Origin of the sequence: Photobacterium japonica, from assembly GCF_050337005.1 — a bacterium.
In the GTDB taxonomy this organism is placed as follows: Bacteria; Pseudomonadota; Gammaproteobacteria; order Enterobacterales; family Vibrionaceae; genus Photobacterium; species Photobacterium japonica.
The window spans coordinates 1-19,545 of record NZ_JAKJSN010000013.1; the positions used below are offsets into that span (position 1 = coordinate 1).

Here is a 19,545-nt window from a genome sequence, read left to right on the forward strand (position 1 = left end):
ATACTGATTGTCGGGGCTAAGTTCAGTATGAGAATGGAAGTTCACATTAAACACAAAAAGTAAAAAAGAAATTAATAGAGTCGATAAGATCAATAGGCAATATTTAAACGTTTTTTTCATGATATTCCAATAATGTATGACTGTAGACTCTCATGGCATTTTTGCTAACCAATTGAAATTAAGGTGAGGTTATAATTTCTGATGGTGAACGATGGAATTTAATAATAACAGGTTTGTTCAGTTTGATTTTTATGGATATAAATATACGATGAAATCGCTGCCTTTTTTATACTTTTTTCTATACGCAACAACGTTATCATTCTGAACTGAGTACATTCGACTTTTTTTATGGCTCGGTCAATCACTCTATTTGCTTCAATCGGTATATCCCATGTCAATTGCAGGATATCGGAAACAACTGATTCCTCCACCAACCTAGTGGTTGATAGATGCCAAAACCCCCGCTCTTCCTCGATCCTAGTCCCTCGACACTCGCTGACTTCATCGTTCCGTGACCCACCCAACATACCTTCTCCGTTACACCCCCTACACTGGATCTATCACTCGCCAGTGGAGGTTGCCATGGACTCAGGATTTGATTTTTCCTCGCCCTATATACGGTTAGCCATTGCATTGTTGCTCGGCGCCATTATTGGTATTCAGCGTGGCTGGGTGGATCGCAACGAAGCGGCGGGTAGTCGCATCGCGGGGATTCGTACCTATTCCTTGGTCGGGTTGCTTGGTGGTTTATGTGGTCTGCTGGCGGATCATTTCTCAGAACTCTTCCTTGGGTTAGCCTTCATTGCCTTAACTGTTATTGTCTCGGTAGCCTACGTTAGCCGTTTACGGTGGCACAATAACTTGAGTATCACTGGCTTAGTTGGCACCTTGCTGACCTTTTTGCTCGGCGCATTGGCAGTGGTGGGGGATCCCGTGTTAGCCGCCTCCAGTGCGGTCATTACCGCCATTATCCTTGATAACAAACAAGAACTGCACGGCGCGCTGCGCAAACTGCAAGAGTACGAACTGGATGCCGCACTGCGTTTGTTGTTGATCTCAGTGGTGATGCTGCCGTTGTTGCCCAATCAGTCGATGGGGCCGTGGGATGCCATTAATCCGTATGAAGTGTGGTGGATGGTGGTGTTGATCGCCAGCATTTCGTTTGTCGGCTATTTCGCGATGAAAATTGGCGGCACGGAAAAGGGCATTTTGCTGACGTGCCTGTTTGCGGGGCTGAGTTCGTCTACCGCACTGACCTTACAGTTCTCGCACCTCTCCAAGCAACAACCGCCGCTCAGTGGCTTGCTCGCCAGTGGCATTTTGCTCAGTTGCGGGACCATGTTTCCGCGTATTTTATTTGTCTGCTCGGTGGTAAATTGGGCCTTATTCGAGCGTTTGTGGCTCCCCATGCTAGTGATGATGCTGGGTTTCTACCTGCCCGCGGGCTGGATATGGCGACAACACAAATCAGACAGTCAAACAACACCGGAAATGAAACAGAACCCATTGGCACTCACGTCAGCATTGGTGTTTGGGGTGATCCTGATGGTGATCATCGTGCTCGCCAGTGCGTTGCAGCAGTGGTTTGGTAATGCCGGTACGTTGATGTTGGCGGCGCTGTCGGGCATTACGGATGTGGATGCCATCACACTGGCATTAGGGCGGCAAAGTGCTGTCGGCGCAGGGGAGAATATTGCTGAGAGTGCAAGTCAGGTTGGTATTGCGTTAGCGGCGATGGGGATCTTCATTGCCGCCGCCGTCAATAGCGTGGTCAAAATGGGCATGGCCTGTGTGATTGGTGATAAAGCGATGCGCAAGTTTGTGATTGTGCCGATTATGCTGGCGGTGGTGTTGGGCGGCTTGGCCTTGCAAGCCATCGCCCAACATTGAGCCGTTACATCTGGTTTTCTCGCGCCGGTTTTCTAGATCTGTTTTTCTAGAACTGGTTTTCGACGAGCACGGCGTCCAGTGGTAATTGGCCACCACGTCCCTTGGCGGGTTCTGCTGCCTTACCAACGGTGATAATCATGCCGATAACATGGTCTTCTGGCAGGTTGATTAGCTCAGCAACGCGATCGCTATCAAAGCCGATCATTGGGCAACTGTCATACCCCAAGCCTTTGGCGGCGAGCATTAAGGTTTGTGCTGCCATGCCACAAGAGCGCATCGCTTCATCCCGCTGCAACTGCGCTCGGCCATCGTAAAACGTCGTCAGCATCGTCACCAGCATGTCTTGCACGGCTTGCGGTGCCTCTTCCCAATAACGTTCAGGGCGGTCTTGCCAAGCTTGAGTGTCAGCACACAAGATGATCAGCTCACTGGCTTTTGTGATCTGCTCTTGCCCCCATGCTGCCACTTCAATTTGCTCACGCTGCTGACGGTCAGTCACTCGCACAAAACGCCAATGCTGAATGTTGTAACTGGTGGGGGAGAGCAATACCGCCGTCATTAATTGCTGAAAGTCATCTTCAGACATAGTGGCGTCAGGTGCGTAATGTTTCACTGCGCGGCGACTTTCGATAGCGGTAAATAAATCCATTATATTTCCTAAGGTTATGTGTGACGTTCTGTTCAGATGATGTGAAACAGCTTACGTCGTTTCTGACTGCGTGATAACCGGACTAATTGGAAAATCATTGTTGAGTTTTCCTCACTTTTTCATCAAAAGGCCGATCCCAATAGGGGACACTCCCACCGAAATAGTCAACGGCAAAGTCTAAAAATGCCCTGACTTTGGCGGGCATGTACTTACGTTCTAAAAAGACCGCATTGAGCGTGATACTCGCCATCTGATACTCGGGGAATAAGGGGATGAGGCGGCCATTTTGAATATCTTTGCCAGCGACGAAGGTGGGGAGGCGACCAATACCGATGCCGTGTAAGATGGCCTCGTGCAACGCCTCACTGTTGTTGACGCGATAGTTACCACTCACCACTACCGTCACCGTTTCTTGGCTATCGCCCTGCGGGTTGGACTTAACAAACGTCCATTCTTTTACATCATTGGAGTAACTGAAAATCAGGCAATTATGGTTTTCCAGTTCCATGAGTGTGCGAGGCATACCGTGCTCAGCCAAGTACGCTGGCGAGGCACAAAGCACACTGTGCATGGGGGCAAGATGGCGGGCAATCAGGCTGGAATCGGCTAAATCCCCAGTGCGAATAGCAAGGTCAACACCATCAGCAACCATATCCACCCGCTTATCATCCATCACCATATCGAGACTGATCTTCGGGTAGCGTTTAAGAAACGCAGGTATCATCGGCGCGACATGCAAACGGCCAAACGACATTGGGGTGCTGATCCGTAATCGGCCTTGTGGCTCCCCCTGTAACTGCTGTACCGCCTCTTCGGCATGGCTGGCAGCTTGATAGGCTTGTGCGGCATGCTCAAAGTAGTGCTCACCGGCTTCTGTCAGGCTCAGTTTTCGTGTGGTACGGTACAAGAGTTTTACCCCAAGTTGCTCTTCTAGCTGAGTAATGCGTTTGCTGACGGCGGATTTAGAAATACCCAGTAGTTTGGCTGCTGGCGAAAATCCCCCCGCCTGTATCACAGCAACAAAAACGGGCATGGCGCTGAAGCTTTCCAGTTTTCCCTTCATACTTATCCTTAAGTGAGCGGGTAATTGTTTACATTATGTAAACAGTTATTCTCGCTGAGTGTGGATTATCGATCAATGAGAAACCGGTTAACCTTTGAATTCGATTTGATGTTCAAGGTTATCCTGATGCTGCTACCTACCCCTGAAAACCGCCCGTCTTACCGTTATGTCCACGCGTTGTTAGTGTTGATGACCTTGTTGGTCGCCGGTTCTTTTCCGCTTGGGGGGATGATGATGCAGAGCCTGAGCCAATCAGGGCAATCACTGACGCCCAGTCAATTAATGCTCTTACGCTTTGTTTTGGCCGCTCTGATTTTTGCGCCTTATATTTACTTCCGTTTTGGCCTAGTGCTACCCACGGTGGCGCGATTGCGCGTTTACGTCGCGCTCGCGGTGCCACTGGTGGTGTTTTTTTGTAGTATGTTCACCAGCCTTGAAACCACGAGTGTACTCAATACCGGTGCACTCTTTACGCTTGTGCCTGTGTTTTCAGCGTTGTACGCGCGATGGATCAATCGTGAGCGCAGCAGTGCGCGCCGTAACGTCGGGTTACTGCTGGGTACCATGGGGGCGATTTGGATTGTTTTCCGGGGTGACGTATCCGCATTGTTAGCGCTACAGCTGCATCCGGGAGACGGCATATTTCTTTTTGGCTGCTTATTTTTGGGGGCCTACCAACCGTTGGTTAAACGCTGGCATACGCAAGAACCCGTGGCCGTCATGACTTTTTGGGTGCTGATGATGGCGAGCGTATTGTTGCTGATATTTGTTGTGTTCACCGCGACCGCCAGTGGTACTGCTCTCGCATTTTGGCCTGACTGGCAGCAACTGCCTGCCACCGTCTATTGGGGATTGTTATACCTGGTTGTGTTCACAACGTTACTCAGTTTCTTTTTACAACAGTTGGGGGCTTTAACGTTAGGTGCCGCCCGCAGTGCAGCCTACAGTTTGCTGACCCCTGTGTTTGTGATGGGGATGAGCTTTTTTCTGGAGCCACACGCTTTTAGCTGGATAGTGTTACCCGGTATTCTGTTGGTTGTGATGGGGTTGATTTTTATTCAACGTGAGCGTTAATGACAGATATTGGATATGTCATGTCGTTGTGCTTTCTCTCGCATTGGTGGACGCTAAAAAAGGAAAAGGAAAAGGAAAAGGAAAAGGAAATACATAAAAAAACGGGCCGAAGCCCGTTTTTGTTGGTATATCTGTGTGAACTTATTGTTCGCGGATCAACACTCTATTTTGGGTGTGGCACTGCTGATACGGTTAGTACGATCATGCGAGGGCGCAGAGAAGTGACTATCCAGTAACTTTTGCGTTAAGGCATGTTGTGGGTTAGCAAACACGTCCGCAGTAGGGCCTTGTTCAACCACTTCGCCGTCTTGCATCACCATCACTTTGTCCGTGAAGTGCTTGATCACGCCCATGTGCTGCGACACGTAGATATAGGACAAGCCCATTTCTTCTTGCAACTCTAACAACAAGTTGATGATCTGCGAGCGCATTGACATGTCCAGACCGTTTAACGCTTCATCGGCGACGATGATACACGGCTGCAAAATCAGAGCACGAGCCAGCGAGACACGCTGTTTCTGACCGGTTGCTAGCATCTGCGGATAGAAGTACGCATGCTCAGGCAACAAGCCAACGCGCTTCAAGGTTTCCATGATGCGGCGTTCACGCGCCTGTGGCGTCATGTCCGTATTTCGCTTGAGCGGGCCTTCCAAGATCTTGCCGATCTGAATGCGTGGATTCAGCGAGGTGTTCGGATCTTGGAAGATCATGCGGATCAGCTTACAGCGGGTCTGGTAGTCTCGGTACGCCAACGGCTCACCGTTCACACGGATGATCCCTTCTGTCGGCTCAACCACGCCTGCCAGCATACGGGCAAGGGTCGATTTGCCCGACCCATTCTCGCCCATGAATGCGATGGTTTCACCGGCTTCAAGGCTGAATGACACGGGTTTTACCGCTTCAATAGTACGGCGACGAAAGAGCCCAGAACGGTAGTGATAGTCTTTTTTCAGGTTTTCGACTTCAAGTAACGCACTCACTTCGCGTTCTCCTCCATATTCAGCGGGAAATGGCAGCTGAATTTATGTGTCTTGATTTTCTGGCGCTCTGGGACTTCCACACATTTACGTTGCGCATGCGGGCAACGGGGGCCTAATCGGCAACCAATCGGCAAATGCTGTAAGGGCGGGATAGAGCCCGGCAAGGTCGCCAATTTACTTTTGTGTGGCAGTTCATCCATATTGAAATCTGGCATCGCACGCAGCAAGGCCACAGTGTACGGATGGTGTGGGGATTCTAACAATTGCTGACGGCTGGCCGATTCCACTGACTGGCCGCAGTACATCACGGTAATGCGGTCTGCCCACTGGGTGACGGTGGTCAGATCGTGGCTGACCAACAAAATGGTGGTGTTACCCAACTGGTTCATGCGGCTCAGCAGACGGAAAATTTGCGCCTGCGTGATCGGATCCAAGTCGTTGGTGGGCTCATCGGCAATCAATAGGCGAGGGCGGTTCGCAATCGCCATGGCAATCATGACCTTTTGGCATTCCCCGTCGGTCAGTTCATACGGATAACTGCGCATCACGCGCTTGTGATCTTTGATGCCGACTTTGTGCAGCAAGGCAATGGCTTGTTTCTGGCGCCAATGAAAACGCTGCCAAATACGGCCGCTGAATGAACTGGACGGGATCGCTTCTTCCAACTGTGCACCTACGCGTTCAGACGGGTCTAAACACGATGATGGCTCTTGGAAAATCATCGCCACTTCACGGCCGACGATTTTGCGGCGTTCACGCGGTGACAGCGCCAGCAAATCCACATCGCCAAGGCGTAAGCGGTCTGCGCTGACGCGCCAGTTGTCTTTGGTGACACCCGCGATGGCTTTGGCGACCAAGCTCTTACCCGAGCCCGATTCACCCACTAAACCGCGAATTTCCCCTTCGTTGATCGTCAAACTCATGCGATCAACGGCTTTCACCATCCCCTGAGGGGTATCAATTTCAATGGTGAGGTTGCGAATATCTAACAGTGGCATCAGTCAATCCCCGCATTGATTGCTTGGCGGAGGCCTTCTCCTACTAAGTTTACAACCAATACGCTAAAAGTAATGGCAAGACCGGGCAGTGTGACGGTCCAAGGGGCAAGGTACACCAGTTCAATGGAGTCACCGACCATGGCACCCCATTCAGGCAACGGTGCTTGCGCCCCTAAGCCAAGGAAACCCAGCGCCGCAATGTCTAACATCGCGATGGAAATTGCGCGGGTGAATTCGTTGGTCACAACGGTCAAGATATTCGGCAGAATCGAGTTGTACAGCAGGTAGAAATCGTTCGCGCCATCCAAACGCGCAGCGATGATGTAGTCTTTTTCGACTTCATTGTGTACGGCGGTGTAAATCGCACGAATAAAACGTGGGATCAACGCCAACCAAATCGCCAGTAAAATACTGTATTCGCCCGGCCCCATGTAAGCGACCACAATGATCGCCAGCAGCAGGGAAGGGATAGACAGCACGGTATCGAGTACGTGGTTAAGGAAGCTCGATTTCAGACCTCGGGTCATCCCCGCCAGTACGCCGATAGCAATTCCGATCACGCCGGAACACAGCGCAATCAAAATGGCATAACCAAAGGTCAGGCGTGTGCCCATCAACAAGCGGCTAAGAATGTCACGGCCGAGGTCGTCAGTACCAAAGAAAAATTCCACGTGCCCAGCGGGATCCCACGACGGTGGCATCAGCAGTTCACCCACTTGGCTGACCGCGTTATACGGCGCAAGCCACGGGGCCACTAGCGTCAGGCAGATAAGGAGTAATAAACACCAAAAGCCAAAAATGGCGAGCGAGTTAGCGCGGAAATTCTGCCAAGCCCGTTCCCATTGGGTCGGGATCTTGGTCTCTTGGTAGATGTTATTTGATAGCATACCATTCCTTGCGCACAAGCGGATTAACAAAGGCACCGGTCAGATCGGACAAGATATTGGCGATCAAAATGAAGCTGCCGACGGTGATCACGCCCGCCTGAATCGCGACATAGTTTTGTGCAGAAATGGCGTCCAACAGCCAGCGGCCAATGCCTGGCCAGTTAAAAATGGACTCGGTCAGCATGGCAAAGGTCATCATGGTCGAAAACTGCATCCCCAGCTTAGGAATGATCGGGGGAATAGCATTGCGCAGAATGTGGCGTGAAATAATTTCAAACATCGACAAGCCTTTGGTTTGTGCCACTTTGATGAAGTTTTGGTTCATCACATCCGACACGGACGAGCGCGTCAGGCGGATCACTTCGGTGGTTGGCGCCATCGCCAGCACAAAGGTCGGCAACGCCAAATGGCGGATCACGTCCATCAGGGCTTCGGCACGGTATGGCTTGTCAGACAACATCACATCAATCAGTGCCACGCCGGTTTGCTGGTCAATTTCATATAACAGGCTGTAACGGCCCGAAACAGGCAACCAGCCTAACTCCAATGAAAACACCATGATCAGCAGTATCGCTAACCAAAACAGCGGGATCGAATAGCCCACCAGTGTGACAGATGAAATAGCGGTATCAATGAACTGGCCGCGTTTGATGCCAGCCAAGGTGCCAAGCGGGATCCCGATCAGCAGTGATAACGCAAAGGCAAAGAAACACAGTTCCAAGGTGGCAGGGAACGCCGCCGCCACTTCGTACCAAATCGGCATACCCTGTTGGTTCAGGCCAAGGTGGCCGGTGAACAGGGTTTGCAGGTAAGCGACCCAGCCCGCCCAGAACGGCTGACTGGTCCACAATGATTCAGGATCAAGGCGAAGAATACTGTAGCCAATCATGGTCAGGATCAGCAAGGTGATCACGAACAGATTGAGCCGTCGCATGGTATAGATAAACATATTATTTTTCGCTCCGGTACACCGTAGAGAACGAACGGGTACCAAACGGGCTCATTTGTAAGCCTTTTAGTGAGTTGTGATGAATTTGGAAATGCACGCCGTGCGCCAACGGCACAATCGGCACTTGCTGGTCGATAATGTTTTGGGCGTGTTGATAATAATTCAAACGCTGATTCAACTGGCTGGTGCGAGACGCTAATTCCAGCAAGTTATCAAAATCTAAATTACACCAGTTGGCGTCATTTAGACCGGCGGTTTTGGCATCACACGATAACAGCGGACGCAGGAAGTTATCCGGGTCGCCATTGTCGGCAATCCAGCCGGTTAAGATCAAATCACTGTTGAACTTATCAATGTTGCTAAAGCGATTGATGGAGTCCTGCATGATGATGTCGACCTGCACACCCACCGCGTTCAAATCCGCTTGGATCAGCTCGGCGGTTTTACGCGGACTCGGGTTGTAAGGGCGCGGTTCGATCGGCACCCATAAACTCAGGCGCAGGTTTTTATCGAAACCGGCGTCTTTGAGCAAGGCTTGGGATTTTTCTGGATTATAACCTAAGGCATTGCTGCTGTGGCTATAGGCCCACGACATCGGCGGCAAAATGCTGTGCGCTTCTGTCCCGGTGCCGTAATACACGGAGCTGAGCAGGTTATCGCGGTTAATCGCATGGTTGATGGCTTCACGCACGCGCACATCTTTTAATGCGGGTTTGCTGGTATCAATGGCAAGGTAGGCCACGTTCATCCCAGTTTGTGCACTGAGTGAGAAGTCTTCTTTGTCGTTGATGATCGGCAACTGGCTGGCGACGGGTGATGACAGCACATCACACTCTTTGCTGAGCAATTTGGCTAAACTGCCGGTGCCACGTGAGGCGATATCAAACACCACTTGTTCCATTTTAGCCGCACCTTGCCAATAACCAGGGTGGCGATTCAGGCGCACCAAGTCGTTGGGTAAATACTGCTCTAAGAAGAACGGCCCCGTCCCGATAGGCAGGTTATCCAATTGATCCGGCTTACCGGCACGCAGTACGTTGTTGGCATATTCTTGCGAGTGGATCACGGCATACGTGGTGGCAAGATTGGCCAAAAACGCGTTATCTGGGCGCGTTAAGCTAAATTGCACCGTGTAAGGATCGATAATGGTGATGTCTTCCACCAAATTGGCAAAACCTTGGCTTTCAAACCACGGATAACGTCCGCCAGACACCGCATGGAAAGGGTGCGTTGGGTCAATGACTCGTTTAAAACTAAACACCACATCTTGTGCATTGAATTGACGTGTAGGTTTAAACCAGTCCGTTGACTGAAATTCGATGCCTTTGCGCAGGGAAAACGTGTAAGTCAGGCCATCATCACTGATTGTCCAGCTGCTGGCGAGAGAAGGCAAAGGGCGGTGTGTCACGGGGTCGAGCAATAAAAGGCGGTCAAAGATTTGCGCAGCCAGTGTATCCGCCGTGAGTCCGCCGTCGGTTAACTGCGGGTTGAAGGTGGCAGGCGTATCTTGCCCACAATAGACGAAGCCACGGCTGCGAATATTGCTATCCTGCTGTGGCTCGCTGCAGCCCCAAAGGCTAGCAAGGCTTACACACGCAAGCAGAAGACGAATATAGGCGCTCATAAGATAAAATTTTATTGAAAACAAGATGACAAATTTACCATTATCCTACTGAGTGACCAAGTCATCTCCTTAAAATACCTGTTTTTTATCCCTATTTTCTATCAGGTATTCATGCCTGACGCGTATGAGACGGTGGGCGATCAGCCTTCCTGACCGCCAACTAACTGGTATTTACGAAGCAGCCCACGCAGTTGATGATAGCTCAAGCATAGCAGCTCAGCCGCTTTACGCTGATTAAACTGTGCTTCTTCAAGGGCTTGTTGAATGAGTTCCATTTCCTGATCCTGCTGCCATTGACGAAAATCCACCGGAAAGGTCACGGGCAGTGCCGTACCGATGGAAGGCGATGCGACGGTGGCGGCATTTGAGGGTGTTGCGCTGACGGAGGAAGGATGGGTATGGCTGGCTGCAAGAGCACTCAGGCTGTTTTTGTCGTGCCACGGGGCGCGGAACGGGTCAAGGATGATCTCATCGACAGGCTCATCTTCCAATCCGTGGCGGAAAATGGAGCGTTCGATGACATTTTTTAGCTCACGCACATTCCCCGGCCAGCGATAGGTCAGCAGGTGCTCGGTCGCTTCTGGGGTGAAGCCGGAGAAATAACGGAAGCCCAGTTCACGGCACATTTTCACGGCGTAATAGTCGGCCAGCGGCAGAATATCTTCTTGGCGTTCGCGCAGGGGCGGCAGGTGGATGATGTCAAAGGCGAGGCGGTCAAGCAGATCGGCGCGAAATTTGCCGTCAGCCGCCAGCTGCGGCAAGTCTTCATTGGTGGCGCAAATTAAACGCACATTGGCGCGGCAGGTTTTACTGCCCCCGACCCGTTCATATTCCCCGTATTCAATCACCCGAAGCAATTTTTCTTGTACGCCAAGGGGGGCGGTGCCTAACTCATCCAGAAACAGGGTGCCGTTCTCGGCACGTTCAAAACGGCCTTGATGACGTCCTTTGGCGCCAGTAAAGGCGCCGGCTTCATGACCAAACAGTTCGGAGTCAATCACCCCTTCACTGAGCGCAGCACAATTGAGGGAAATGAGCGGTTGATCCCAGCGGCGTGACAAATAATGCATACGTTGAGCGATTAATTCTTTACCTGTCCCGCGTTCTCCCAAAATAAGGATTGGTCGGTTGAGCGCGGCAAGGCGGGACGTATGATCGAGGACGGTAAGAAAGGCTTCGGACTCACCGATTAAATTATCAGGCTTGCGCATGGTTAATCTCGCTAACTGTTGGCGTATTTGGTCATACCGTAACAGGGGTGTAGGTGTGGTGTAAAGCCAAGTTGTTGATATTTAATGAACAAAAAAGTTGGCACGGTTGTTGTAATAGTCATCATAGTTGTCGTCGTGCTAGCTACAACAGTATGCAGACCGATTAATCAAGAACGTAATATTGGAGATGTAATTATGGGTATCTTTTCACGCTTTGCTGACATCGTTAATGCTAATGTGAACGCGCTGCTTGATAAAGCCGAGGATCCACAAAAAATGATCCGCCTGATCATTCAAGAAATGGAAGACACCTTGGTGGAAGTGCGTACTTCATCGGCCCGTGCGTTGGCAGATAAAAAAGAATTGCAGCGTCGTATTCACGCCATCGAATCTCAAGGGGATGATTGGCAGCAAAAAGCGAGCCTTGCACTACAAAAAGGCCGCGAAGATTTGGCGCGTGCTGCATTGATTGAAAAACAAAAACTGAATGACGTGGCGTTAACGCTGAACGAAGAATTTAAGCTGGTGGAAGAAACCATCGAAAAATTGGCTGGTGAAGTGGCAGAGCTTGAGCGTAAGCTGCAAGAAACCCGTGCCCGCCAGCAAGCGTTGGTGATGCGCCACAAAGCCGCAGGCACACGCCGTGATGTTCTCCGTCAGCTTGATACTGGCAAAGTGGACGAAGCACTGAACAAGTTTGAGCAGTATGAGCGTCGCATCGATGAGATGGAAGCCGAAGCGGACAGCTACAGCCTAGGCCGTGGTAAAAACTTGCAGGATGAATTTGCGGACCTGCAAGCACAAGATGCTATCGAAAAAGAACTTGAGCGCATGAAAGCCGACATCAAAGGCAAAGCGTGATCAAACGGAACAGATCGCGATAGCGATAAGGACCAAGGTGATAAATTAATGAATCTGCGCGTATTAAGGAGAATGTAATGTCTATGGGGTTTATTGTTGGGCCGCTGATTGTTTTTATGATTTTCGTTGCCCCATTGTGGCTGCTGCTTCACTACCGTTCTAAGAAACACAGCAGTGAAGGGTTATCAGGGGACGATCATGACAAATTGCAAGCTCTGGTCGCACGCGCAGAGCAAATGCAAGAGCGGATCGTAACACTGGAGCGTATTTTGGATGCAGAAGCACCACAATGGAGGAATAAGTCATGAATAAGACCCTCTATCGTGATCCGAAAAACGGCAAGTTAGGCGGTGTGTGTGCCGGTATTGCCGAGTATTTTGGCATGGAAATCTGGCTGGTTCGCATCTTGGCAGTGTCGGCATTTTTGCTGGGGGTGGGGTTCTTTGCCACCTTGGCGTACATCGCGGCGTGGTTAATCCTCGAGAAGATGCCGGAAGCGCGCATGCAGCAGCAATCGCTGTTTCGTGAGCACCACGTTAAGCAAAAACCGTGGCAGGCGGGCAAACCCGCAAAAGACATTTTGCAAAATGTTGAGCGTGAGTTTGAGCACATTGAGCAAGATTTGCGAAAGATGGAAGCCTATGTCACGTCGTCCGCCTACAAAGTGAACCGCGAATTCCGCAATCTTTAAGGTTGCTGCATCACCCAGAAAAGCAGGCTATCGCCTGCTTTTCTTTTTTGTACCTTGAGTGAACAAGGACTTATGATGAAAGAGGGTGGCCAATGCTGAATAAGCGGTTCATCATAGGTTAATCTTCCACCCCTTATATTCTTCGCTAATAACGGACACCGGGCAGGTATGGCCCGCGTGCGAGAATGATTCAGGAAAGACTATGAACCGAATTGGTAATGAGTTGAATAAGCTAGTGAACCGGAGTTTAGACCGCCATGTGCGCTTGGCCGTGACCGGTTTATCTCGCGCCGGTAAAACGGCGTTTATTACGTCACTGGTCAATCAATTGATGCATGTCAGCACCAACCCGCGTTTGCCGTTGTTTACGGCCGTGCGAGACGGCCATTTGCTGGGGGCCAAACGCGTCCCGCAAATTGATATGCATGTACCGCGATTCGGTTATGAAGAAGGCATGCAGTCGTTACTCTCCAGCCCGCCTACTTGGCCGTCACCCACCCGTGATGTGAGCCAAACCCGTTTAGCGTTGCGTTATAAGCCACAGCGCGGGCCGCTTAAATTATTACAAGACACCGCGACCTTGTACCTCGATATTGTTGATTATCCGGGGGAGTGGTTACTGGATTTACCCTTATTGGATTTAGACTTCTACGCGTGGTCGAAACAACAGTCTCACGTGCTGAAAGGCAAGCGTGAAGCCTTGGCGGCCGACTGGCTGGCGATGGGCGAAAGCTTTGACCCGTTTGCACCCGCCGATGAAGTCTTGATTGAAAAGATCTCCGGTTACTTCACCGAATACCTTTATAAGTGTAAAGCTGAAGGTGGCTTACATTGGGTGCAGCCGGGGCGCTTTGTGTTGCCGGGCGAACTGGCGGGGGCGCCGGTATTGCAGTTCTTCCCTGTGGTATGGATGGACGGTGTGACGGAGCAGCAATGGGCGGATGCCAGTGAGGAGACTAACCTCGGCATGCTGAAAAGCCGCTACCGTTATTACCAGCAACACGTAGTGAAAGCCTTTTACAAAGAGCATTTCTCGACGTTTGATCGCCAAATTATTTTAGTGGACTGTTTACAGCCGCTGAATGCGGGACCGGAATCGTTCAATGACATGCGCCAAGCGCTGGATCAATTGATGCAAAGTTTCCGTTATGGCCGTAGCTCGTTGTTGCGCCGTTTGTTTTCACCGCGTATTGATAAGGTGTTGTTTGCCGCCACCAAGGCGGACCATGTTACGCCCGAGCAGCACCCGAACTTGGTTAACTTGTTACAGCAATTGGTGAATGAAGCGTGGCAAACCGCCTCGTTTGAAGGGATCACCATGGATTGTGTCAGCCTGTCGTCGATTCAGGCCACTGAGCCGGGTTTTGTCGATTATCAAGGCAAACAAGTGCCTGCATTACGGGGTTATGATATGTCGGGTGAGGCTAAAACCTTGTTTCCCGGCGATGTGCCTAAGCGTTTACCGAGTGAGGCGTTTTGGCAGCAATCGGGCTTTGACTTTGTGAATTTCCGCCCATTGGGGCTACAGAGTGATGAGCCGCTGCCGCATATCCGTATGGATRAAGCGTTGGAATACCTGCTGGGAGATAAATTACGATGAATGAACAGTACAAAAGCAAAATTGAATTTGATGAAGCGCCGCAACGTGATGGCGCGACGACACACGCACAACCGGAATTAACCGCACAGCAGCAGTTTGCGCAAAAAGCGACGTTCTTACCGGAAACCCACGGTGACACCGAGGTAGAAGACGGCCTGACGGACACGTTGGCGGCGAAACCGAAGCGTGGTGCAGGCTGGCTAAAAGGCTTGCTACTGGGCGGTACGTTAATGGCCGGCTGGCAGACGGTAGATTATGTGGTGACCGCGTATCAGGGCGGTGACTGGCTTGCGATGGGCTGGAGCGTCATTGTGGCTGGCTTGGCCACGGCCGGGATCACAGCACTAGGACGTGAATGGATGAGTTTGCGTCGGTTGAAGCATCGCCAAAGTGAACGCGAACAAGCGCAAGCCTTGCTCGACGCTGACGGCATTGGTGCCGCTCGCGCGTTTTGTACCCGCCTAGCCCGTCAGGGGAGAGTGCCGGAAGAAAATGCCGGATACGATCGCTGGCAGCATGCGTTGGCCGCGACCCATAACGATCGTGAAGTGATCCAACTGTATGATCAAATGGTGCTGGGGCATCAGGATAAACGGGCGCGTAAATTGGTGGCTAAGTACGCCAGTGAAGCGGCCATTATGGTGGCGGTCAGCCCGTTGGCGGTGGCCGACATGCTGCTGGTGGCGTGGCGTAATTTCCGCTTGATCGAGCAAATTTCGGCGGTATACGGCGTTGAACTGGGCTATTGGTCGCGGATCCGTCTGGTGAAACTGGTACTGGCTAACATGGCTGTGGCCGGTGCGAGTGAGCTGATTGCAGACAGTGGTATGGATATGCTGTCGATGGATTTGGCGGGACGCATGTCGACCCGTGTGGCACAAGGTGTCGGGGTGGGTTTGCTGACCGGCCGTTTAGGTTTGAAAGCGATCAGCCTGATGCGTCCTTTGCCTTGGCAACCCGAGCAACAGCCGAAGCTGAGTGAAATCCGACGGGATCTGTTAAGTCAGCTTTCCCCTAAAAAAGACTAAGTGCATTAAGAGAAAGGCGCCCTAGGATGTGGCGCCTTTTTTGTCTGCCTTGATTGTGGACTCACAATCCTGAGTAAACGGCTACGCTTTCATTATTGTGTCATTGTCGGCTGAGCCTACGTGTTCGCTGGCCAGCGCGGTTTTATCTGAGGAATGACAACGACAGGATAGCGATACGACCTATTCAGGAGTAGATAATGGAAGAGCATAAAAAAAACGCGACAGGGCGCGTGCTGCTGGGCTTGGCGATAGCCAGCGTGATGTTCACGTCGCCGGTGCAGGCTGAGGCGGTGCCCGAACACTATAATACGCCCATTCCCGCTGAAATTCTTACCCCCAATACGGTGGAAACCCGCCTAGGGACATTGTCATTTAATGACGGTATCCCCTCACAACAAACCAGCCAGAAAGTGTACGACTTTCTTGATACGTCCCGTGCGGCTGAAGTGTTTCTCCAAGCGATTCCAATGGCGTCACTGGAAGCACTCAGACTGGGTCACGCAACGTTAGGGATCACACAATCGAATCAAGTGCTACTGTTTGATAAATTGATGGATTCCAATCCTCTGTTTCTGACAGGGAATACCGATACCGTTTATGCGTCCGCATTTTTAGATTTAGAACGCGATGGCCCGACGGTGATTGAAGTGCCACCAGGTATGGGGCCGACCACGGTCAATGATGCTTTTTTCCGTTTCGTGACGGATTTGGGAATTGTGGGGCCAGATAAAGGGAAAGGGGGGAAGTACCTGATTTTACCGCCAGACTATAAAGGCGAGGTGCCCGACGGCTATTTCGTCGCCCAATCGACGAGTTTCACCAACTGGTTTATCGCGCGCGGCTTTTTGCAGGACGGTAAACCCACTGCCGCCACCGACGCATTCAAGCAGCATTTGAAAATCTACCCATTAGCGAAAAAAGCGACCCCGCCAAAAATGGCATTTACCTCTGGCAGTGGTAAGGTATTCAATACGATTCACGCCAATGATGTCCATTTTTATCATGAACTGAAGCCCGTACTTGATAAGGAGCCGATTGGGTTCATCACTCCTGAATTACGCGGCATGATGGCAAGCTTAGGGTTACAGAAAGATCAGCCTTTTCAGCCTGATGAGCACATGCTTCAGCACCTGACAGAGGGCGTGGCGATAGGTAATGCGGCTGCACGTTCTTTCTTTTTCAATCCGCGTCAGGACGACATTTACCGTTATCCGGGGCGGTTATGGAAAAAAGCCTTTATTGGTGGGGATTACCGCTGGTTAATTGATGACGGTGAAGGGGGGCGTAACCTTGATGCTCGCAGTTATTTCTTTTACGTCGCGACGGTCAATACCCCTGCGATGGCCTTGAAATTGATCGGAAAAGGGTCACAGTATGCGTTGCTTGATCAGGCAAAAGACGGTCAATCGTTAGCGGGGAGCCAGCATTATAAGCTGACGCTACCGGCCAATGTACCGGCGAAGAACTTTTGGTCAATCGTGGTTTATGACACCCAGACCCGTTCTGAATTGCAGACGAGCCAGCCGTTCCCTAGCAAAAATAATACGCGTGATGCGCTGTTGGTGAATAAGGACGGTTCGGTGGATGTGTACTTTGGCCCTGAAGCGCCAGAAGGCAAAGAAGCGAATTGGATTCAAACCATACCGGGTAAAGGGTGGTTTACGATATTGCGCCTCTATGGGCCGCTGGAAGCCTGGTATGACGACAGTTGGCAACCGGGCGATATGGAGCCGATGACCTCATCACATTAACCTACATGGGGTATGAACGCCGAGGCAACATGATGAAAAAGCACCTTTTAGGTGCTTTTTCGTTTCGTGTGGCAATGGCTTGACTCACATCCGGGGAAAGCGCACACTTCCACTGTCAACAATTCCTGACACCTTGGAAGAGAAGCTTATGAGACTACAAGTCTTCTGTGAAGACCGATTGGGTATCGCCCGCGAACTGCTAGATATTTTGGCGAGCCGTGAAATTGATCTGCGTGGGATTGAAATAGACCGAGTGGGGATTATTTATCTCAATTGTCCTGAAGTGGAATTTGAATCATTTAGTCAGTTGATGTCACAAATCCGCCAGTTGGATGGCGTGACCGATGTGCGCAAGATTCAATTCATGCCGAGCGAGCGTGAACATAAAGAACTCAAAGCCTTGTTAGAGGCCTTACCCGATCCGTTTTTCTCTATCAACTTGCAAGGCAAAGTGGATTTAGCCAATGACGCGGCCGAAACCTTGTTAGGTAAAGTGCGTAGCGACATTCTGGGCGAAAATATTCAGACCTTGGTGGGCTTCAATACCCATCAATGGTTGGAAAAAGACAAGGCGACCACCCGCAGTGAGTTGGTGGTGTTATCGGGCTTGGATTACATGATGGAAGTCATGCCCGTGTATGTGACCGATGAAAGTGAAGAGCAGGTGTTGGCCAGTGCCGTGATCCTGTTGAAGTCTCTGTCGGAAGCGAAAATGCCGATCGCCATGCGTAAGCTTAGCGGCGATAACGGGTTTGAGCATCTTGTTGGTCAATCTTCTCGCTTTAAGCAGTTAGTCTCGCAAGCGAAAAAGTTGTCGATGCTGGATGCGCCATTGCTGGTGCAAGGTGAAACCGGCACCGGTAAAGAAATGCTGGCGCGCGCGTGTCATCAGCGTTCGCTACGTCGTGAGAAGCCGTTTCTGCTGGTGAACTGCATGTCGATGCCCGACAATGCGGCGGAAACCGAGTTGTTCGGGATGGCGGCAACGGCAACTGAACCGGGCAAGAAAGGCATTTTTGAGCAGGCCGATGAAGGCACCGTCTTCTTGTATGAAGTTGGCGAAATGTCGGAACACTTGCAGATCAAATTGCTGCGTTTCTTGCAAGATGGCACGTTCCGTCGTGTGGGGGAAGAGCGTGAAATGAAGGTGAATGTGCGAGTGATCTGCTCGACACAGAAAAAACTGCCTGATCTCGTGGCGTCTAACCAGTTCCGAGAGGATCTGTATTACCGCTTGAATGTGTTGTCGCTGGTGGTTCCGCCATTGCGTGAACGTACGGCAGACATCGTGCCGTTGGCCGATTTGTTCTTGTCCCAGTTCGCCCAAGAGCTGCAACAGCCTAAGCCGCAGTTGACGCCAGAGGTGGCACAATACCTGAGCCAGTATGCGTGGCCGGGGAATATTCGCCAGCTGCGTAATGTGTTGTTCCGTGCGATGACACAGCTGGAAGGGGCGGAGATCCGGGTGGATGACGTACAGTTACCCGAAAATGAGTCCTCCACGGTGATTACCGAAGAGATTCTGGACGGGTCACTGGATGACATCATGAAACGTTATGAGTCCGGCATTTTGAGCAATCTTTATCGCAGTTATCCCTCGACCCGCAAGTTGGCGAAGCGTTTAGGCGTGTCTCACACTGCCGTCGCGAATAAACTGCGTGAATACGGGATTAACAAACACTGAGTACGCAGTAAATCCGGATGTAAAAAGGAAGGCTGAAACGGCCTTCCTTTTTTTATGCCTCGCGTTTACGTTAGCGAAGGGTGAGTTCGCTGTTCTCCAAGGCATGGAGCTGCTGGATCACGGTGTGACCATAGCGGCAACTGGATTGCGCTTCTGACTCGGACGCTACGCGGTGGCAAGGAATGAATAAGGGGATAGGGTTGACGTTTTTCGCCATACTGACGGCACGTACCGCACAAGGGTGGGTAATGTGTTCTGCGATTTGTTGGTAAGAGCGGTGACTGTTATAAGGGATTTCGGTCAGTGCGTGCCACACTTGGCGTTGAAAGTCGGTGCCGTTGGGGGCGAGGGGGACGGTGAAGATTTTGCGTTTCCCTGCAAGGTATTCAGCCAGTTGGGTGATATAGGGTGACATAAATTGGGGATCATGCTGCCATTGGCTATCGGGGGCGAACCCGGGGCTGGCAATCAGCAGTTGGCGTAATCCTTGCGTATCGGCAAGCAGGTAAATTTTACCTAAGACAGAATCAAGAGAGTCATAGTGCATAGTTATCACTGTCGTTTAAAGGGAGACGGGGTGGTAGCTAGAGTATACCAATCATCGT

18 protein-coding genes are annotated in these 19,545 nt (G+C 51.1%); 9 read left to right on the top strand and 9 right to left on the bottom strand.

Annotation, left to right across the window (positions count from 1 at the left end):
- Positions 1-582: 582 nt before the first annotated feature.
- On the top strand, positions 583-1,890 hold the full coding sequence (locus tag L4C36_RS05070) for an MgtC/SapB family protein (RefSeq protein ID WP_428476706.1): 1,308 nt from the start codon (positions 583-585) through the stop codon (positions 1,888-1,890).
- Positions 1,891-1,936: 46 nt separating this feature from the next.
- On the opposite strand, the gene L4C36_RS05075 is transcribed toward L4C36_RS05070, so the two are convergent.
- Positions 1,937-2,539 carry a nitroreductase family protein gene (locus tag L4C36_RS05075; protein ID WP_428476707.1) on the bottom strand — a complete coding sequence of 201 codons (603 nt, stop codon included), beginning with the start codon at positions 2,537-2,539 and terminating at the stop codon, positions 1,937-1,939.
- 94 nt (positions 2,540-2,633) lie between these two features.
- Positions 2,634-3,590 carry a LysR family transcriptional regulator gene (locus L4C36_RS05080; RefSeq protein ID WP_428476823.1) on the bottom strand — a complete coding sequence of 319 codons (957 nt, stop codon included), beginning with the start codon at positions 3,588-3,590 and terminating at the stop codon, positions 2,634-2,636.
- 87 nt (positions 3,591-3,677) lie between these two features.
- Here L4C36_RS05080 and L4C36_RS05085 point away from each other — a divergent pair, with 87 nt between their 5' ends.
- Entirely contained in the window at positions 3,678-4,676 is a 999-nt protein-coding gene (locus L4C36_RS05085) for a DMT family transporter (RefSeq protein WP_428476708.1), read from the top strand.
- Between the two features lie 155 nt (positions 4,677-4,831).
- On the opposite strand, the gene L4C36_RS05090 is transcribed toward L4C36_RS05085, so the two are convergent.
- From L4C36_RS05090 to pspF, 6 genes are all read right to left on the bottom strand, one after another.
- Positions 4,832-5,656, bottom strand: a complete 825-nt coding sequence (locus tag L4C36_RS05090) for a peptide ABC transporter ATP-binding protein (RefSeq protein ID WP_428476709.1) — start codon at positions 5,654-5,656, stop codon at positions 4,832-4,834.
- Positions 5,653-6,654 (bottom strand): peptide ABC transporter ATP-binding protein, encoded by a 1,002-nt coding sequence (locus L4C36_RS05095; protein WP_428476710.1) that lies wholly within the window; start codon positions 6,652-6,654, stop codon positions 5,653-5,655. Before L4C36_RS05095 ends, L4C36_RS05090 begins: the two co-directional genes overlap by 4 nt.
- Positions 6,654-7,541, bottom strand: a complete 888-nt coding sequence (gene sapC, locus L4C36_RS05100) for a putrescine export ABC transporter permease SapC (protein ID WP_428476711.1) — start codon at positions 7,539-7,541, stop codon at positions 6,654-6,656. Before sapC ends, L4C36_RS05095 begins: the two co-directional genes overlap by 1 nt.
- Entirely contained in the window at positions 7,528-8,490 is a 963-nt protein-coding gene (locus L4C36_RS05105; protein ID WP_428476712.1) for an ABC transporter permease, read from the bottom strand. Before L4C36_RS05105 ends, sapC begins: the two co-directional genes overlap by 14 nt.
- A gap of 1 nt (position 8,491) precedes the next feature.
- A complete protein-coding gene (gene sapA, locus L4C36_RS05110; protein WP_428476713.1) occupies positions 8,492-10,114 on the bottom strand; it encodes an ABC transporter substrate-binding protein SapA in 1,623 nt (540 codons plus the stop codon).
- Positions 10,115-10,254: 140 nt separating this feature from the next.
- On the bottom strand, positions 10,255-11,325 hold the full coding sequence (gene pspF / locus L4C36_RS05115) for a phage shock protein operon transcriptional activator (protein ID WP_428476714.1): 1,071 nt from the start codon (positions 11,323-11,325) through the stop codon (positions 10,255-10,257).
- A 195-nt stretch (positions 11,326-11,520) separates the two neighbouring features.
- Between pspF and pspA the strand changes: the two genes are divergently transcribed.
- From pspA to tyrR, 7 genes are all read left to right on the top strand, one after another.
- The gene (gene pspA / locus L4C36_RS05120) at positions 11,521-12,186 is read left to right on the top strand and encodes a phage shock protein PspA (protein WP_428476715.1); all 666 of its coding nucleotides are present in this window, start codon (positions 11,521-11,523) and stop codon (positions 12,184-12,186) included.
- Positions 12,187-12,263: 77 nt separating this feature from the next.
- A complete protein-coding gene (pspB, locus tag L4C36_RS05125; protein ID WP_428476716.1) occupies positions 12,264-12,494 on the top strand; it encodes an envelope stress response membrane protein PspB in 231 nt (76 codons plus the stop codon).
- Complete coding sequence (pspC, locus tag L4C36_RS05130; protein ID WP_428476717.1) at positions 12,491-12,877, top strand: envelope stress response membrane protein PspC; 387 nt, start codon at positions 12,491-12,493, stop codon at positions 12,875-12,877. Before pspB ends, pspC begins: the two co-directional genes overlap by 4 nt.
- A 202-nt stretch (positions 12,878-13,079) precedes the next feature.
- A complete protein-coding gene (locus L4C36_RS05135; RefSeq protein WP_428476718.1) occupies positions 13,080-14,477 on the top strand; it encodes a YcjX family GTP-binding protein in 1,398 nt (465 codons plus the stop codon).
- Positions 14,474-15,505: a YcjF family protein gene (locus L4C36_RS05140; protein WP_428476719.1), complete on the top strand. Its 1,032-nt coding sequence runs from the start codon at positions 14,474-14,476 to the stop codon at positions 15,503-15,505. Before L4C36_RS05135 ends, L4C36_RS05140 begins: the two co-directional genes overlap by 4 nt.
- 197 nt (positions 15,506-15,702) lie before the next feature.
- Positions 15,703-17,256, top strand: a complete 1,554-nt coding sequence (locus L4C36_RS05145; protein ID WP_428476720.1) for a DUF1254 domain-containing protein — start codon at positions 15,703-15,705, stop codon at positions 17,254-17,256.
- Positions 17,257-17,404: 148 nt separating this feature from the next.
- Positions 17,405-18,940, top strand: a complete 1,536-nt coding sequence (gene tyrR, locus L4C36_RS05150) for a transcriptional regulator TyrR (protein ID WP_428476721.1) — start codon at positions 17,405-17,407, stop codon at positions 18,938-18,940.
- 70 nt (positions 18,941-19,010) lie between these two features.
- On the opposite strand, the gene L4C36_RS05155 is transcribed toward tyrR, so the two are convergent.
- The gene (locus L4C36_RS05155) at positions 19,011-19,487 is read right to left on the bottom strand and encodes a methylated-DNA--[protein]-cysteine S-methyltransferase (RefSeq protein WP_428476722.1); all 477 of its coding nucleotides are present in this window, start codon (positions 19,485-19,487) and stop codon (positions 19,011-19,013) included.
- Positions 19,488-19,545 lie beyond the last annotated feature (58 nt).

What these genes read in the sequence shown, in the direction of transcription:
- pspF (WP_428476714.1), bottom strand. Translation starts at nt 11,325, where the DNA reads ATGCGCAAGCCTGATAATTTAATCGGTGAGTCCGAAGCCTTTCTTACC.
- L4C36_RS05145 (WP_428476720.1), top strand. Translation starts at nt 15,703, where the DNA reads ATGGAAGAGCATAAAAAAAACGCGACAGGGCGCGTGCTGCTGGGCTTG.
- sapA (WP_428476713.1), bottom strand. Translation starts at nt 10,114, where the DNA reads ATGAGCGCCTATATTCGTCTTCTGCTTGCGTGTGTAAGCCTTGCTAGC.
- L4C36_RS05075 (WP_428476707.1), bottom strand. Translation starts at nt 2,539, where the DNA reads ATGGATTTATTTACCGCTATCGAAAGTCGCCGCGCAGTGAAACATTAC.
- L4C36_RS05155 (WP_428476722.1), bottom strand. Translation starts at nt 19,487, where the DNA reads ATGCACTATGACTCTCTTGATTCTGTCTTAGGTAAAATTTACCTGCTT.
- L4C36_RS05105 (WP_428476712.1), bottom strand. Translation starts at nt 8,490, where the DNA reads ATGTTTATCTATACCATGCGACGGCTCAATCTGTTCGTGATCACCTTG.
- pspA (WP_428476715.1), top strand. Translation starts at nt 11,521, where the DNA reads ATGGGTATCTTTTCACGCTTTGCTGACATCGTTAATGCTAATGTGAAC.
- tyrR (WP_428476721.1), top strand. Translation starts at nt 17,405, where the DNA reads ATGAGACTACAAGTCTTCTGTGAAGACCGATTGGGTATCGCCCGCGAA.
- sapC (WP_428476711.1), bottom strand. Translation starts at nt 7,541, where the DNA reads ATGCTATCAAATAACATCTACCAAGAGACCAAGATCCCGACCCAATGG.
- L4C36_RS05095 (WP_428476710.1), bottom strand. Translation starts at nt 6,654, where the DNA reads ATGCCACTGTTAGATATTCGCAACCTCACCATTGAAATTGATACCCCT.
- pspC (WP_428476717.1), top strand. Translation starts at nt 12,491, where the DNA reads ATGAATAAGACCCTCTATCGTGATCCGAAAAACGGCAAGTTAGGCGGT.
- pspB (WP_428476716.1), top strand. Translation starts at nt 12,264, where the DNA reads ATGTCTATGGGGTTTATTGTTGGGCCGCTGATTGTTTTTATGATTTTC.
- L4C36_RS05140 (WP_428476719.1), top strand. Translation starts at nt 14,474, where the DNA reads ATGAATGAACAGTACAAAAGCAAAATTGAATTTGATGAAGCGCCGCAA.
- L4C36_RS05070 (WP_428476706.1), top strand. Translation starts at nt 583, where the DNA reads ATGGACTCAGGATTTGATTTTTCCTCGCCCTATATACGGTTAGCCATT.
- L4C36_RS05085 (WP_428476708.1), top strand. Translation starts at nt 3,678, where the DNA reads ATGAGAAACCGGTTAACCTTTGAATTCGATTTGATGTTCAAGGTTATC.